We start from the raw sequence: 15817 nt of genomic DNA, 5'->3' as shown, positions 1-15817 counted from the left end.
AACGATGTTTGTTTCATATAAATGGTTACAAGAATATGTTGATTTAACGGGAATCACCGTAAAAGAATTAGCTGATCGAATTACAAAAAGCGGCATTGAAGTGGAAAGTGTAGAAGTATTAAATAAAGGGGCAAAAGGGGTTGTCGTTGGACATGTGCTTGAACGCGAGCAGCATCCCAATGCCGATAAATTAAGCAAATGCCTCGTCGATATCGGCGAAGGAGAACCAGTACAAATTATTTGCGGTGCCCCGAATGTCGCAAAAGGACAAAAAGTCGCCGTTGCCAAAGTCGGAGCAGTATTGCCAGGCAACTTCAAAATTAAGCGGGCAAAATTGCGCGGCGAAGAATCGAATGGGATGATTTGTTCGCTTCAGGAACTTGGCGTTGAATCAAAACTTGTTCCGAAAGAATATGCAGACGGAATTTTCGTCTTTCCAAGCGATGCTCCCGTTGGCGCGGATGCATTAGAGCTATTAAACTTAGACGATGAAGTATTAGAGCTTGGCTTGACACCAAACCGCGCTGATTGCTTAAGCATGATCGGTGTTGCCTATGAAGTGGCGGCGATTTTAGGCCGGGATGTGAAGCTGCCAACCATCGAGCTTCACGAAAATGATGAAAACGTTCATGATTATATATCCGTGCGCGTCGAAGCGACGGAAGACAATCCGTTATACGCAGGACGCATTGTGAAAAATGTAAAAATCGGACCATCACCGCTTTGGATGCAAACACGCTTAATGGCAGCCGGCATTCGCCCGCATAACAATGTCGTTGATATTACGAACTATATTTTGCTTGAGTACGGCCAACCGCTTCATGCGTTCGATTATGACCGTCTCGGCTCCAAAGAGATTTTAGTGCGCCGTGCCAAAGCAGGTGAAACCATCATTACACTGGATGATACGGAACGAACGTTAACGGAAGACCATCTCGTCATTACAAACGGAACAGAGCCTGTCGCGCTTGCCGGTGTCATGGGTGGAGCCAATTCCGAAGTACAAAACGACACAACGACCGTGTTTATTGAGTCCGCTTATTTTACAAGCGCGACGATTCGAAAAGCGTCCAAAGACCACGGCTTGCGCAGTGAAGCAAGCACGCGTTTTGAAAAAGGCATTGATCCGGCGCGTACAAAGGAGGCGTTAGACCGCGCGGCTGCGTTAATGGTCGAGTATGCTGGCGGAGAGGTGGTTGGTGGCGTCGTCGAAGTGAATACGCTCAAGCAAGAAAAAGTGACGGTTACCATTACACTTGACCGCATCAATCGAGTGCTTGGCACGAACATTACAAAAGAGGAAGTCGCAACGATTTTAACAAACTTACAATTCGCCTTTACCGAAGATAACGAAATATTTACGATTACCGTTCCATCACGTCGTCGCGATATTTCTATTGAAGAAGATATTATCGAAGAAGTAGCGAGATTGTATGGCTATGACCGCTTGCCGGCAACGTTGCCGATTGCGGAATCCAAGCCGGGAAAACTGACGTCGTATCAAGCAAAACGCCGCAAAGTGCGCCGTTATTTAGAAGATGTCGGTCTATTCCAAGCGATTACGTACTCCTTAACAAGTGAAGCAAAAGCGACGATGTTCGCTTTAGAAACAGCAAAACCGATTCGCTTGGCGCTTCCGATGAGCGAAGAGCGCAGTGTTCTTCGTCAAAGCTTACTGCCGCATTTGCTCGAAGTTGTCAGCTATAACCGTGCGCGTCAAGTGGAAAACGTTGCAGTGTACGAAACAGGTGCGGTGTATTTAACAAAAGATGCACATGAACTTCCAGAAGAAAAAGAACGTTTAGCTGGAGCGATCACTGGCTTATGGCACGCAAACCTATGGCAAGGGGAGAAAAAAGCGGTTGATTTTTATGTCGTCAAAGGAATTCTTGATGGATTATTCCATCTGCTTGGCTTAGAACAACGCATTGAATATAAGCAAGCAAAACGCGAGCATATGCATCCGGGACGCACGGCAGATATTTTGCTTGACGGGAACGTAATCGGCTTTGTCGGTCAATTGCATCCACGCGTGCAAAAAGACTATGATGTAAAAGAAACGTACGTTTTTGAATTAGCCTTGACCGACTTGTTGAACGCAGAAGTGGAGGACATTCGCTACTCGCTAATTCCACGCTTCCCATCGATCACACGTGATATTGCTCTTGTTGTTGATGAGCAAGTGATTGCAGGGGATATTCAACAAGCAATCATCGAAGCAGGCGGCGAATTGCTGAAAGAAGTAACGATTTTCGACGTGTACAAAGGCGACCGTCTACCTGATGGCAAAAAGTCCATTGCCTTCTCCCTCCGTTACTTCGACCCAGAACGCACATTGACAGACGAAGAAGTGACAGCCGTACACGAACAAGTCATCAAAGCAGTTGAAAAACAATTCGGCGCGACATTGCGCGGATAAAAGTAAGCCCCCATTTTATGCGGAAGCATAACGTGGGGGCTGCTTTTATGCTGTGCGTTACGTTTTATAGAAAGGAGATAGAAAGTGAGAGTGGATGTATGAGTACAAAAAAGAGGATCTGGAAAGTATATCGCATTATTGATATTCCGCGTACTAATAAGCTGTTAGTGTTTTTGCACTTCTTTACCGGTAAATAAACGATCGAAATTTATGTCATTCAAAATACGGAAAATCATGGAGGAAACAAAACCATTGGCAAGGGGTGACGTGTATGTATGAAGCGGTGAATATGTCTCCGTTCCCCGTGTTAGAACACCAAATCGTTTTACTAATTAAAGAAAAAGTACATGCAAGGGTCCGTGAAGCTAGAACATAATAGGGAAATGATGAACGAGTTTGTCCAGCCCGATGCAGCAGTTGATTGTGAACGGCCGGTGAAGGTTATTGACGGATACAAAGAGCTTCCGATTGTCGCGATAGAAGTAGCCAGTCCGCCTACTTATAAGACAGATTTCAGATATTTATTATAGGGGACAATGGAGTGTTAGATCGTTGACCCGCATCATCAAACTGTTCGTCAAAACGTGTTAGAAGAAGGAAACGTTTATGCCGAAACGATCATGGAGTAGGAGTAGCATTTGATTCTGTTATCAGGAGTATGGACACAGTAGCGAGATATTTCGAGATGTGGAATAGCGTTGAATATCGATCTAGCACGATTTTACGGCATCTTTTTTATTTGCCTTGTTTTCTTTGTTTAAGCATACGACGATTTTTGATCGTTTTTGTGTATGAAAAAAGGAAAAAGATGTATTTACATTTTTTGAATATTAGTGTACTATGTGACTAGAACACTAATTCACTAATATTAGGGGGATACAGCATGAATCCGTGGGTTGGTCTTTTAAAAAAGGAATTTCGTATTTCCAGACTGTGTATTTTCGGAAGTGTTGGGTTTGTTGTGATTAGTAATTTGATTGCATATGCATTTTCGCTAAAGTATGGTGATCCGGGAATTCTGTTTGTTCCATCTATAGTGATTGTAGCTTTTCATGTTTTTTATGTAGCTTTCTTTATGTTTGTCAGTTTACAAATAGAGTCAAGACACTTACATTTATGGCTGCACACTTCGCAATCAGCTTTTCGCTTATTAGGTGCAAAGCTATTCGTTGGCGTAGTGGGATTCCTAGTTTCTTTTCTTGTTGCTGGAATATTTGCATACGTAGGGTTTGTGCAATTACGAGGCTCGTATATAGCGAAGGAAACATGGGATTCTATGCTTGTACTAAATAGCGGACTGATTGTTGCGGGAAATATTGTTTTTCTTTCCATTTGTATCGCAATTTGGTTGGTATTTTGTTGGACGGTGTACCGCTTATGCAAACAGTTTGCACCAAAGCTGGGTATTATAATGACTTCTATTATCATTGTTTTGTTTGCGTGGTTAGAGAATTGGTTTGGAAAAACTGCTTTATATGATCGATTAACAAAATGGGGGTATTTCGACATTGAATTTATCAACACCATGGTGATGAATGGAAAACATGTGATATTGGAAAAAACAGAACATTTTCCACTCGGTGTACTTGTTTACTATGCGTGTATCGCTATTGGGCTATTTCTTTTATCTGCTTGGTTAATTGACAGAAAAGTTGAGGTGTAAGCGTGATGACCGAGGAGTTCGATGCAACGAAACCGATATATATGCAAATAATGGAGAAAGTTAACAAAAAAATTGTACGAAACGAATGGAAATCGGGAGACAAGCTGCCGTCGGTGAGGGAAATGGCGGTGCAAACAGGTGTGAATCCGAATACGATACAGCGCACGTACAGTGAACTGGAAAGGATGGGAATTGTGGAAACGCGGCGCGGCCAAGGAACGTTTGTGACGGAAAATGAGGAAGTGATCAAACGATTGAGAGAGCAACTGAAACAAGAAATTATGTCAGATTTTGTGCGAAATATGAAAGAATTAGGGTTTACGATTGATGAAATTGTTGCTTCGTTAAAAGACTTCAGTCAGGGAGAGGGGGTATAAACAATGATTCAATTGAAAAATGTGACGAAAAAGTACGGCAATGTCGTCGCGTTAGACGATATATCGTTGAGCATGGAAAAAGGGAAAATCATTGGGGTACTTGGAGCGAACGGAAGCGGAAAATCGACCTTTTTAAAGTTAATTGCTGGATTGGTGTTTCCGACGAACGGGAAAGTCTTCGTTGACGGACATGAGGTGACAAGAAGAATAGGTAGAAATGTCGCATATTTATCAGAACTGGATGCTTACTATGACGGATTTACCGTTCAAGATATGCTGGAGTTTTACGCTTCTCAATTTATGGATTTCAATATGGAAAAAGCACGTGACATACTGGACTTTATGCAAATAGAACCGGTAAAAAAACTAAAACATTTGTCAAAAGGAGGTCGCGGTCGAGCGAAAATCGCCTTTGCTTTGGCAAGAGAAGTACCGGTTTTGCTTATGGATGAACCGTTATCGGGACTGGATCCGATGGTTCGTGAATTGATTATTAAGGGATTGATATCGTTTGTTGATTTAGAAAAACAGACTATTGTTATGACCACGCATGAAGTCGATGAGGTGGAGAGCTTGTTAGATGAAGTCATTTTTCTTCGTGACGGAAAAGTGGTGGAACGAGCTTTCGTGGACGAATTAAGAGAAAAGAGTCGTTGCAGTGTCGCTGGCTGGCTTAAAAAAATTTACGAAGGAGAAGAAAAACAATGAAACCGCTGCTACAACTAAAGAATGTAAGGAAAGATATTGGAAAGAAAACAATTATTCACGATTTATCATTGGAAGTATTTGCCGGAGAAGTGTTTGGTTTTCTCGGACCAAACGGGGCGGGAAAAACGACAACGATTCGCATGATTGTAGGACTGATGGGAATGACTAGCGGTGAAGTGCTGATTAATGGAATCAGTATTAAAAAAGACTTTGAAAAAGCGATACAACATGTTGGAGCCATTGTGGAAAATCCGGAGATGTATAAATTTTTAACGGGTTATCAAAATTTACTGCACTATGCGCGAATGGCAAAAGGAGTAACAAAGGAGCGAATCGATGAGGTTGTCAAGCTGGTCGGCTTGGAAAAACGAATTCATGACAAAGTGAAAACGTACTCGCTTGGAATGAGACAGCGATTAGGATTAGCGCAAGCTTTGCTGCATAAACCTTCCTTACTTATTTTAGATGAGCCGACGAATGGACTTGATCCTGCTGGCATTCGCGAAATACGCGACTATTTGCGTAAGCTGGCAAAACAGGAAGGATTAGCGGTGATTGTTTCGAGTCATCTTCTCTCGGAAATGGAAATGATGTGCGATCGGTTTGCTATTATTCAACATGGAAGATTAGTAGGAATCGAATCGGTTCAAGAGCTGTCGAAGCAAGCTCAAAAGGTGCTGATTACGGTTGAGCCCGTGGAGCAAGCGTTAAGCATTATTAAAAGGGCATATTCTAGTATCAACATGAAACCTACTAATCAGGGAATTGAAGTTTCCATAGATTATGAGGAAATTCCTCGCTTAAATGCGATGTTAGTGTCTGAACATATAAAAGTGTATGGTATTCAAACGATGACGAAATCGTTAGAAGAAAGATTTTTAGAAATGACGGGAGGAAACGAAATTGCCTAGTATCATCTCATTGATTCAAAACGAAAATATGAAAATTTATAGGAGAATAAGCACATGGTTTATGATCGGGCTGCTTGCTTTGGCGACATTGGCAGGAGCATTGATTACAAAAGCAACACATAAAGAACAGCAAAATTGGAAGGCGGGAGTTGCCTCGGAGATTCAAACACTTAAGGAGCAGCTTTCAGACGAAAAACTACCTAAGATGTATAAAAACCACTTAGAACAGCAGTTGAAAATTAATGAATATCGCCTTGAACATGATATAAGGCCGGTTCCTTCCAATTCGTTTTGGGGATATATGGTTAATTCAGCGGATATGATTCAGCTCATTACTCTATTTACGATTATTGTTGCCGCGGGAAGTATTGCCAGTGAATTTTCATGGGGGACGATTAAGCTGCTGTTAATTCGTCCGGCAAGCCGTTCAAAAATTTTACTGTCAAAGTATGCAGCGACTCTTTTATTTGCTTTCTGCATGCTGCTGTTGTTACTGATGTTTTCGTCTATCATCAGTGCCATTGTTTTTGGAATCGACCATATTCGTACGCCATATCTAGCGTATCAAAATGGAAACGTCGTTGAAACAAATATGTTGTTCCATGTTATACGTGTATATGGGTTAAATTGTGCCACCCTTGTGATGATGACAACGTTTGCCTTTATGATATCCGCAATATTCCGCAACAGTTCTCTTGCGATTGGTTTGGCGATTTTTCTTATGTTTGTCGGTACGGAAGTGACAGCGTTGCTGGCGATGAAATTTAAATGGGCGAAATATTTGTTATTTGCTAATACCGATTTGCTACGATACATTGATGGAGTTCCGCTTGTGAAAGGAATGACGATGTCATTTTCCATCCTAATGCTATTTGTTTATTTTATTGTATTTAGTAGTTTCACTTGGCTCATTTTTCGGAAACGCGATATTGCCGCGTGATATGGGAAAAGTAATTATAACCATGAAAGGATGCCGACCGAGATGATATGGCGACATCCTTTTTTATGTTTGAAAAAATATCGAATTCGCTTCGAACGTGAAATCAGGAAAAACAAAAGACACGTTAGTTGTTGTCCTATGCCAAACGTTTCTCTTTTTTTGAAAAATCCGTTCTCTAGTTTGAACGCTTCTATCGTCCGATAAATGGGATCTGCAATTCAGTATTCTTGAGCATCGAAGTGCACATATATATAGATTCAGATTAATTTTCCGACATAACCACCTGTCCGATGCGTTGGAGCACTTTTTCTGGAAATTCAGAAAGGTACTCTAAGAACGAAACAATCGATTCTCGCAACTCTTTTCGATTGGGATGAAACCGATTGGCAATGACACTCTCTTTCAGCCAACCCCAAATTCGTTCAACTAAATTTAAATTCGGCGAATAAGGGGGTAAGAATACAAAAGTTAACTGTTCTTCGTGCTCCTGTAAAAAAGGCTGAAGAACTTTGGCATGATGAATTTTTGCGTTATCCAAGACCATCACGACATGTTGATCTGGATACTGGTCCAATGTGTATTGGAGAAACTGCAGAAAAGCCTGTGCATTACATTGGTCCGTTTCCATACCGAGAAATTCACCCGTTTCGATATTCACACCGCCTAATAAGCTAACCGTCGCGTGGTGTCCATACGTAGGGATTTGTTTTTGACGCCCTTTGACACTCCATGTGGTACGAAGAGCTTGGTAGTCGCGAATATGACTTTCATCTTCATAGATTATGACTGTGTTGTCGGACAAGTTTTTTTTATGAGTTCCATTTCTTGTTGAAACTCTTTTTGTTTTTGAGGATTCGCCCGTTTGAGGGTATACGTAGGGTGTGTATAGCGAAATCCCCATCGATGGAGCATATCACAAATCCCACCGCGAGACATGGTGACAGAAAATTTCTCTTCTAACACATGTTGAATGATTCGTGTATTCCAGCTGGTTTCGATGCCATATCCTTCATTGGCAGGGGTGCTTTCTTCCAACATCTTTCTTAATTCGCGTTCTTCGTCTGGAGACAGATACGGCTTTCTACCGGGAGCATAATGGCGTTCTAATAGCGCATCCATGCCACCTTGATTAAACTTTTGAACGTAAATCGAAACGGTTTCACGATGGATGTTCAACAGCTCAGCGACTTGGATTCCCAAATAGCCTTGCATAATCAGACGAATCACCGCCATTCGTTTCGCCATGTTCGCATTTTTCATTCTGCGTTCCTGTTCTTGAAGACGTTCGATGGTCCAACCATGATTGTTCGTAATTTGTAATCCTTTTTTCTTCATCATTCATCCGCTCCTTTGATTCATCTGTTTAGGAGCAGTATAGACAAGAATAGGCATTGGTTAAACATGTCGGAATTTCAAACTGAATTTATATAGTTTAAATTTTTCATTTCGATCTTTTAGGACGGCGGACGATGATAGTACCTCCACAATGAGCACCCGAGCGCCTAAACATCCATTTTGGGTTAATTGGTGTTTATGACAAATGATAATGAACGACATTGGTTGCATGTTCGTAATCATCGTCTAGCGCAAATCGGACATCAAAGGGAGCGATCGCTGCATAGCAATTTTTATTCAGAAAATAAGAACGCAACAAAAATGATAATTCCCCTACAGCAAATTGATGCTCCCAAGTTGGGAGGGACTCATGTTGTAAGGGATGCCGTCGATCAGTTTCCAGTGTCCTTCCCATTGAAGATAGTCTTGGTACGAATGTGTGTTTGCTAGTTCTTATTTTATTCTTCATCGTCTCACTTTTTCATTGTTATACCGTTATTTTGTAAATAAAAATCTTTTCCGTTGACTTTTTCCATCTACATAGTTAAATTGTTTAATAGTTAAATAGTTGAACTATTTTTGTGGAAGAGGTGAGATTTTGCAAAGGGAAAAAATTAATGAGCTCATTGAGCGGTATCTTTCTGTTTCGTTTTTGGTGACGAAAAAAGCGGCAGCATTAGTGAAGTGTGAAATCGACGAAGATATGACAAACGACCAGTATTATCTTTTACGTTACGTGAAGAAACGGGAAACATGCACTTCAACAGAATTAGCATCGGTGTTTGGCGTAAACAAAAGTGCGATCACAGCGATGATGAACCGTCTTGTTGATAAAGGACTGATTCAACGAACGCGCGATGAAAACGACAGGCGTGTCGTCTATTTAACGCTAACCGAAAAAGGAAACGAATGGTTCGTAAAAACAGAAGAAAAAATTCATAAATTAGTCGAATCGCTCATAATGAAATTTTCGGAACAAGAAATTGAATCATTTATTCAAACGTATGAAAAACTAGCAAGAATTTTACAAGAGTTGGAGGAAACACAATGAGGGCCATCGTGAAAGGAAAATGGTTCGTTTTGCTTGCATGGGTCGCTAGTGTTGTTGTGTTGATGATGACAGCGCCGAATATGGCGGAGCTTGTCCGTGAAAAGGGACAAATTACCGTTCCAAAAGGATATTCTTCCTCGTTGGCAACCGAAATTTTATATGACGTGCAGAAAAAAGAACAGAAAGGCAACGAAGTTACCGTTGCGCTCGTGTTTCATCGCGACGGTCGCTTGGATGATAAAGATTGGAAGGAAGCCGAAAAAGCGATTCGAGAGCTTGAAAACAACAAAGGAAAGTTAGGGATTACGGAGATTGTTTCTCCTGTCAAAGAAAAAGAATTGAAGGATGAACTTGTTTCGAAAGACGGAACGACGATATTAACATCAATTCACATGGAGCGAAATGGACGAAGTGCGAAAGAAATGAGCAGCGCCCTTTACAAGGCGATCGATGATATTTCATTAGACCATTATTACACAAGCAGTTGGATGATTGATGAAGATGTTGTGGCTAGCTCACAAGCAGGATTAAAGAAAACAGAAGGTATTACGGTTGTGTTCATTTTAGTCGTGCTTTTTGTGGTGTTTCGCTCGTTTGTCGCTCCATTTGTTCCGCTTCTCACCGTCGGGATGACGTATTTGGCTTCCCAATCGCTCGTTGCGTTTTTAGTCGACAATGTGAACTTTCCGCTGTCCACGTTTACGCAGACATTTTTAGTCGCGGTGTTGTTCGGGATTGGGACCGATTATTGTATTTTGTTGCTGAGCCGGTTTAAAGAAGAATTATCGCAACACGAAAGTCGAACCGACGCGATTGTCGCGACGTATCGTACCGCTGGAAAAACGGTGTTATTTAGCGGATTTGCGGTGATGATCGGGTTCGCGGCCATTGGGTTATCGACGTTTAAATTGTATCAGTCGGCTGCCGCGGTAGCGGTAGGGGTGGCGATTTTACTTGTGGCGCTCATGACACTCGTGCCATTCTTTATGGCAGTGCTTGGTCCAAAATTATTTTGGCCGGCCAAAGGGAAGCTGGAGCATAAACAAAGTAAACTATGGGATTTTGCCGGACGCTTTTCGTTTGCAAGACCGCTTGCTGCCTTATTGATTGTGGCGGTTATTTCTCTTCCTGTTTTGTTGACATATGATGGGGATTTATCGTTTAACTCCCTTGAGGAAATCGGTGATGACTATGCATCGGTAAAAGCATTTAACATTATTGCCAAAAGTTTTAATCCAGGCGAAGCGATGCCGACACAAATTGTCATGAAAAATGATGAAAACATGAATGAGCCTGAATATTTTGCGCTCATTGAAAAAGTGAGCCGCGAAGTTGAAAAGGTCGACGGAGTTGACAAAGTGCGCTCAGTCACAAGACCAACAGGAGAGCCAATTCAACAATTATTTGTGACGGAACAAGCGAAAAGCTTAAAAGAAGGTCTCGGGCAAGGAAATAAAGGAATTGAACAAATTAGTTCCGGATTGAACAAAGCAAGCGAGCAACTTTCCGCTTCGGCGCCGAAACTAAAGCAAGCCACAAGCGGTATTCAGGTGCTTGTATCAGGAACGAACGAATTAAAGTCAGGGGTTGGCGATCTGCAAAAGGGACTTTCGCAAATTGAACAAGGCATTCGCAATGGCTCTATGGGGGCGGGTGACATCAAGAAAGGATTAGAGGACATTCACACCAATGCCAAGAAACTGTTAGCCGGTGCGCAACAATTGTTGCAAGGGTACGAAACGGCAGGTTCTAGCTTATCTTCGCTTCTTGAACAATACGAGAATATGGAAACAGGGGTCAACGCATTATCGCAACAACTATCAGCGATGAACGAATCGTTGAATCATATTGAACAAAATCACCAAGAATTGCAGCAAGACCGTGAGTATCAACAAGTGAAAATGGCGGCCTTCCAACTAACGCAACAATCGAAACAAATGGCGGTTGGATTTCAACAAGTTAACGATGCCCTTCGTCAAGTAAGCGATGGCGTTCGTCAAGCAAATGGCTCGTTTGCCCAATTGATTGCCGGACAAAAAGCACTGATCGATGGCATGACGAAGCTGATTAACGGTCTTGAAAAACTGCAGCAAGGCATGGAAAAAGCGGCGGATGGCCAACAGCAAATTATCCACCAATTGCCGCAGTTGTCAAATGGATTAAGTCAACTCAACGCTGGCCAGGAACAGCTGTTAAATGGATTTTCCCAACTTGACGGGCAAATGAATCAGCTAATTACGGGACTCGATAAAAGCGCGGATGGGCTCCGTCAAGTAGCAAATGGTCTTGGTTCTGCCGAAAATTATTTGTCTGAGCTTTCCTCTTCGCCGGATGAGGAAATGACCGGGTGGTATATGCCGAAACAAGTGCTTGACAGCAAAGAGTTTGCCCAAGCAAAAGAGGTATATATGTCTAAAGATGGGAAAGTCGTAACATTTGATGTCGTGTTCAAGAAAAATCCGTATTCGACAGCAGCGATGAACCAAATTGATGATATTAAGCAAGCCATAGAGCGTGCAGTCAAAGAGACGAAACTGGAGAATGCGAAAGTAGCTGTCGGTGGTGTGACAAGCATTTATTCCGATTTGCATGCGATTTCGGCAAAAGACTATTCTCGTACTGTTGTTTTGATGTTAATTGGAATTGCTTTGATTTTAATTGCATTGCTTCGTTCATTTGTTATGCCGATCTATTTAATTTTATCGCTTATTTTAACGTATTACACCTCCATGGCGGTAACCGAGCTTATTTTTGTACAATGGCTAGGTTATGATGGCATTAACTGGGCGGTTCCGTTCTTCGCGTTTGTTATTTTAATCGCCTTGGGTATTGACTATAGCATTTTCCTTATGGATCGCTTTAACGAATATAGAGACAAACCGGTACAAGAGGCAATGCTTTTGGCGATGCGCAACATGGGAACGGTCATTATTTCCGCCGCTGTCATTTTAGGTGGAACGTTTGCGGCGATGTATCCGTCTGGAGTGTTATCGCTTTTGGAAATTGCAACCATTGTATTAACCGGATTAGTCTTGTATGCGCTTGTCGTTTTGCCATTATTCGTTCCTGTTATGGTAAAAACGTTTGGAAACGCCAATTGGTGGCCGTTTATGAAACAGTGATGTAACGTGAAAAGTGGATGCCCAAAAGTAAAAGCTTTTGGGCATCCTCATTAGAGAGAATATATATAAAATGAAAAGAGCACCAATCCCATGATGTCACTTCTATTCATAAGCGCTTGTTCCATGAAGGCAGAAAAAATGAGGAATTCTTCAGAAACAATACATGAGTTGTATCTTCAAAGAATGAATATGTAAAGAATGATTAGTGAGAAAGGAATACCCACCGATCCTATGAAACAGGAATCGAAGCTCTCTTTTTTACGAAACAACCTAGTTAAAGGAATACATAGGAATTAATTTGTCAGTGAAGGAGCACGACCATATTCAAGGACTCTATATCTCAATCAATAGATACAAACATTCTTAATAACTAAAGAACGTAAGAACTGATTTTGCTCGTTGGTTACACAATAAGAATGACGTTTCCGAAAAAATTTTTTATTTTGTCATACATAAGCATATTTTTGGAGTTTCAGAAAAAGGTAGTATATGATATCAGTAACTTACATAAACAGGGAGGGATGACAATGGCGAATACGAAGCGTATTTTAATGGTTGTTACAAATCATACGACGATTACAGATGATCATAAAACGGGGCTTTGGCTTGAGGAATTTGCGGTTCCTTATCTTGTCTTTAAGGAAAAAGGATATGATGTCAAGGTAGCAAGTATTCAAGGAGGAGAGGTGCCTCTTGATCCCCGCAGTATAAATGAAAAGAAACCTGAATGGGCAAAAGCGGAAGAAGAGTTGAAAAGCACAGCTCGTTTAAGCAAGGAGGATGCAGCTGGATTTGATGCCATTTTCCTTCCGGGTGGCCACGGGACGATGTTTGATTTCCCAGATAATGAAACACTCCAATATGTATTGCAGCAATTTGCAGAGGACGGCAGAGTCATTGGTGCCGTGTGCCACGGGCCATCGGGTCTTGTTAATGTAACATATAAGGACGGAACTCCGTTAGTAAAAGGAAAAACCGTAACCGCGTTTACTGACGAAGAAGAAAGAGAAGTGCAATTAGATAAGTATATGCCATTTTTGCTTGAATCTACTTTGCGCTTAAGAGGAGCTAATTTTGTTTCTGGAGAAAAATGGACAGATTTCTCTGTTCGTGATGGGAATTTAGTAACGGGACAAAATCCGCAGTCAAGCAGAAGCACAGCGGAAAAAGTGATCGAAGCGATCGAAAATTATGGTTCATAAAGCAAAAGCACCGTACAAAACAACAACGTTTTGTACGGTGCTTTTTTGAAAAGGTAAGAAAGCAAACATTGTGCCTAGCTTCACGTACTATCGTCTTGAGATAGCTTCGACTCAAACTATTGATGAAGGGCACAATGTCCGGCATTCGGCGGGCCACAGGACGTGACAAGAGACGAATGGGACCTTTTCGGTGAATCTCTAGCGCTTGTTGCCAATAGGAAGGACGCTTACGCTTTTTTATATATGGGCGATACGTCTCGCTTTGTCTGTATTGGCGAAGTGAAGTTTGGCGCATGTATCAAGTACAGAAAGTCCGTGCGTTTCCATTAACTTCGCCGCCACTTGGTCGACTTGCTCCCCTGCTCCTTTTGGAAGCTCCATGCCTACCTGCTTGCTTAATTGTTCCATTTCATTCAAAAATACATAGCGAGCGATCATCGAAGCAGCGGCGACGGCGACATGAATCGTTTCTGCTTTTGGATAACAATATACTCGTTCGCAGATAACCTCTTTTTCTCCTTCTAAATATCGGAAATATAAATCACGTTCAATAAATTGGTCAATTAAAATTGCTTCCGGTTCAAGCGGTGCGAGCTGTTGAACGAGCTTTCGAATTGCTTCATTATGTAACAATGCTTTCATTTTGGTTTGCGGCATTCCGCTTGCTTGCCATTCGTTGTACGTTGGATTCGAAAGAACGACGGAGCAATACGGGATGGCTTTCATGAGCGAAGGAGCAAGCCGGCGAATTGCTTCATCCGTTAACAATTTCGAATCTTTCACTCCCATGTTTTTGATAGTTTCAATGTTTTCTTTTGCGACATAAGCAGCGACGACGACGATTGGTCCGAAATAATCTCCTGTTCCGACTTCATCCGATCCGATCGCCGATACAGCTGTCCAGTGCGGTTGTTGAACAGGTACTGACTCTTTTACCGATTCATTTGTCCACCGTGCTGCTTCTCGTTCTGCCTCTTTTCCTTGAAACAGCACTTTTCCCGAGCGATACGCAGTAATCGTGCAACCTGCTAGTTTGGCAACAAATAAAGCGCCCGTTGGAAGGTGATCTGTTATATAAGAAGCATAATGCTGCCTCATTTCATCGATCATCATTTTCGTTGCTTTTATGACGTGATTGGCCAAATTCCTCATCTCCTATTAAAGATTCATCCACCGGAAGGGGAAAGGTCACGTCTTTTCATTATACCAGCATTCATGGTATGATAAACATTAGGATTTTTACGAATGGGGGAAATAATTTGGCAGAGCAACAAAAAACGCGGATTACGGTCGACATATATGGACAGCAATATGCGATTGTTGGCACGGAAAGCTCTAGCCATATTCGGTTAGTGGCGTCGATTGTCGATGATAAAATGCGAGAAATTAGCGCGAAAAACCCGACATTAGATATTAATAAACTGGCGGTATTAACGGCTGTCAATGTCGTTCATGAATACATAAAATTAAAAGAGGACTACGATCGACTTTTACAGCAAATGAAAAAAGAAAAGGATGAGTGACTGAATGGTTGATTTAGTATTGCTTTTCATCCTTTTAATGGGATTTATGATTGGCTTAAAACGCGGATTTATTTTGCAGTTTATTCATATGACAGGATTTATCATCGCATTTGTCGTTGCCTATATGAACTACGAAAAATTTGCACCGACGCTTCGATTATGGATTCCGTATCCTTCGTTCGGCGATCCGGAGACGGTCAAAATGTTATTTGAAAGCGCGCATCTTGACGAAGCTTACTATCGAGCGATGGCGTTTGCGATTTTATTTTTTGCGACGAAAATTATTATGCAAATTATTGGTTCTATGCTTGATTTCGTCGCACAATTGCCGCTGTTGCGAAGCGTGAATCGTTGGGCTGGCGGTGCGTTAGGGTTTGTTGAGGTGTACTTAATCGTATTTCTTTTCTTATATGTCGGTGCCCTCATTCCGATTCAAAGTTTGCAGGCCCAGATTCAACATTCGTTTATGGCCACTGTCATTGTCAAGCATACTCCATTTTTATCTGACATGCTGAAACAAATGTGGATTCATTATATGGCATAGCGACTTCTCTATCCGATAGGGA

At 41.8% G+C, this 15817-nt stretch carries 16 protein-coding genes; 12 read left to right on the top strand and 4 right to left on the bottom strand.

Annotation, left to right across the window (positions count from 1 at the left end; genetic code table 11):
- The first annotated feature begins 4 nt into the window (after positions 1–4).
- The 7 genes from pheT (at position 5) to ISX45_RS11790 (ending at position 7018) form a co-directional block, all read left to right on the top strand.
- Complete coding sequence (gene pheT / locus ISX45_RS11820; protein ID WP_194519054.1) at positions 5–2419, top strand: phenylalanine--tRNA ligase subunit beta; 2415 nt, start codon at positions 5–7, stop codon at positions 2417–2419.
- 347 nt (positions 2420–2766) lie between these two features.
- The gene (locus ISX45_RS19660; protein ID WP_228485544.1) at positions 2767–2949 is read left to right on the top strand and encodes a hypothetical protein; all 183 of its coding nucleotides are present in this window, start codon (positions 2767–2769) and stop codon (positions 2947–2949) included.
- A 353-nt stretch (positions 2950–3302) separates the two neighbouring features.
- Complete coding sequence (locus ISX45_RS11810; RefSeq protein WP_194519053.1) at positions 3303–4082, top strand: hypothetical protein; 780 nt, start codon at positions 3303–3305, stop codon at positions 4080–4082.
- A gap of 5 nt (positions 4083–4087) precedes the next feature.
- Positions 4088–4459 (top strand): GntR family transcriptional regulator, encoded by a 372-nt coding sequence (locus ISX45_RS11805; RefSeq protein ID WP_194519052.1) that lies wholly within the window; start codon positions 4088–4090, stop codon positions 4457–4459.
- Positions 4460–4462: 3 nt separating this feature from the next.
- Positions 4463–5167 carry an ABC transporter ATP-binding protein gene (locus tag ISX45_RS11800; protein WP_181554659.1) on the top strand — a complete coding sequence of 235 codons (705 nt, stop codon included), beginning with the start codon at positions 4463–4465 and terminating at the stop codon, positions 5165–5167.
- The gene (locus ISX45_RS11795; RefSeq protein ID WP_194519051.1) at positions 5164–6078 is read left to right on the top strand and encodes an ABC transporter ATP-binding protein; all 915 of its coding nucleotides are present in this window, start codon (positions 5164–5166) and stop codon (positions 6076–6078) included. The genes ISX45_RS11800 and ISX45_RS11795 overlap by 4 nt, the downstream gene beginning before the upstream one ends.
- Positions 6071–7018 carry an ABC transporter permease gene (locus ISX45_RS11790; RefSeq protein WP_194519050.1) on the top strand — a complete coding sequence of 316 codons (948 nt, stop codon included), beginning with the start codon at positions 6071–6073 and terminating at the stop codon, positions 7016–7018. Before ISX45_RS11795 ends, ISX45_RS11790 begins: the two co-directional genes overlap by 8 nt.
- 262 nt (positions 7019–7280) lie before the next feature.
- On the opposite strand, the gene ISX45_RS11785 is transcribed toward ISX45_RS11790, so the two are convergent.
- From ISX45_RS11785 to ISX45_RS19940, 3 genes are all read right to left on the bottom strand, one after another.
- Positions 7281–7820, bottom strand: coding sequence for an IS630 family transposase (locus tag ISX45_RS11785; RefSeq protein WP_194519049.1), 540 nt, complete (start codon positions 7818–7820; stop codon positions 7281–7283).
- The gene (locus ISX45_RS11780) at positions 7799–8356 is read right to left on the bottom strand and encodes a helix-turn-helix domain-containing protein (protein ID WP_228485543.1); all 558 of its coding nucleotides are present in this window, start codon (positions 8354–8356) and stop codon (positions 7799–7801) included. Before ISX45_RS11780 ends, ISX45_RS11785 begins: the two co-directional genes overlap by 22 nt.
- Before the next feature lie 193 nt (positions 8357–8549).
- Positions 8550–8672, bottom strand: a complete 123-nt coding sequence (locus tag ISX45_RS19940; protein ID WP_258560993.1) for a hypothetical protein — start codon at positions 8670–8672, stop codon at positions 8550–8552.
- 279 nt (positions 8673–8951) lie between these two features.
- Between ISX45_RS19940 and ISX45_RS11770 the strand changes: the two genes are divergently transcribed.
- The 3 genes from ISX45_RS11770 (at position 8952) to ISX45_RS11760 (ending at position 13728) form a co-directional block, all read left to right on the top strand.
- Positions 8952–9404, top strand: coding sequence for a MarR family winged helix-turn-helix transcriptional regulator (locus ISX45_RS11770; protein ID WP_194519048.1), 453 nt, complete (start codon positions 8952–8954; stop codon positions 9402–9404).
- Positions 9401–12526, top strand: a complete 3126-nt coding sequence (locus tag ISX45_RS11765) for an MMPL family transporter (protein ID WP_194519047.1) — start codon at positions 9401–9403, stop codon at positions 12524–12526. Before ISX45_RS11770 ends, ISX45_RS11765 begins: the two co-directional genes overlap by 4 nt.
- A gap of 527 nt (positions 12527–13053) precedes the next feature.
- Positions 13054–13728: a type 1 glutamine amidotransferase domain-containing protein gene (locus ISX45_RS11760; RefSeq protein ID WP_181554654.1), complete on the top strand. Its 675-nt coding sequence runs from the start codon at positions 13054–13056 to the stop codon at positions 13726–13728.
- A gap of 237 nt (positions 13729–13965) precedes the next feature.
- On the opposite strand, the gene rnhC is transcribed toward ISX45_RS11760, so the two are convergent.
- Positions 13966–14871, bottom strand: coding sequence for a ribonuclease HIII (rnhC, locus tag ISX45_RS11755; RefSeq protein WP_181554653.1), 906 nt, complete (start codon positions 14869–14871; stop codon positions 13966–13968).
- Between the two features lie 116 nt (positions 14872–14987).
- On the opposite strand from rnhC, the gene zapA reads away from it, so the two are divergent.
- Both zapA and ISX45_RS11745 read left to right on the top strand, forming a co-directional pair.
- Positions 14988–15251, top strand: coding sequence for a cell division protein ZapA (gene zapA, locus ISX45_RS11750; protein ID WP_181554652.1), 264 nt, complete (start codon positions 14988–14990; stop codon positions 15249–15251).
- A 4-nt stretch (positions 15252–15255) separates the two neighbouring features.
- A complete protein-coding gene (locus ISX45_RS11745; protein WP_181554651.1) occupies positions 15256–15795 on the top strand; it encodes a CvpA family protein in 540 nt (179 codons plus the stop codon).
- Positions 15796–15817 lie beyond the last annotated feature (22 nt).

The sequence above is a fragment of the Thermaerobacillus caldiproteolyticus genome (assembly GCF_015326725.1).
Taxonomy (GTDB): domain Bacteria; phylum Bacillota; class Bacilli; order Bacillales; family Anoxybacillaceae; genus Thermaerobacillus; species Thermaerobacillus caldiproteolyticus.
The sequence above is the reverse complement of the archived record's forward strand: the minus strand, read 5'-3'. Positions and strand labels throughout refer to the sequence as shown.

What these genes read in the sequence shown, in the direction of transcription:
- ISX45_RS11765 (WP_194519047.1), top strand. Translation starts at nt 9,401, where the DNA reads ATGAGGGCCATCGTGAAAGGAAAATGGTTCGTTTTGCTTGCATGGGTC.
- ISX45_RS11805 (WP_194519052.1), top strand. Translation starts at nt 4,088, where the DNA reads ATGACCGAGGAGTTCGATGCAACGAAACCGATATATATGCAAATAATG.
- ISX45_RS11780 (WP_228485543.1), bottom strand. Translation starts at nt 8,356, where the DNA reads ATGATGAAGAAAAAAGGATTACAAATTACGAACAATCATGGTTGGACC.
- ISX45_RS19660 (WP_228485544.1), top strand. Translation starts at nt 2,767, where the DNA reads ATGCAAGGGTCCGTGAAGCTAGAACATAATAGGGAAATGATGAACGAG.
- ISX45_RS11795 (WP_194519051.1), top strand. Translation starts at nt 5,164, where the DNA reads ATGAAACCGCTGCTACAACTAAAGAATGTAAGGAAAGATATTGGAAAG.
- pheT (WP_194519054.1), top strand. Translation starts at nt 5, where the DNA reads ATGTTTGTTTCATATAAATGGTTACAAGAATATGTTGATTTAACGGGA.
- ISX45_RS11760 (WP_181554654.1), top strand. Translation starts at nt 13,054, where the DNA reads ATGGCGAATACGAAGCGTATTTTAATGGTTGTTACAAATCATACGACG.
- ISX45_RS11800 (WP_181554659.1), top strand. Translation starts at nt 4,463, where the DNA reads ATGATTCAATTGAAAAATGTGACGAAAAAGTACGGCAATGTCGTCGCG.
- ISX45_RS11810 (WP_194519053.1), top strand. Translation starts at nt 3,303, where the DNA reads ATGAATCCGTGGGTTGGTCTTTTAAAAAAGGAATTTCGTATTTCCAGA.
- ISX45_RS11745 (WP_181554651.1), top strand. Translation starts at nt 15,256, where the DNA reads ATGGTTGATTTAGTATTGCTTTTCATCCTTTTAATGGGATTTATGATT.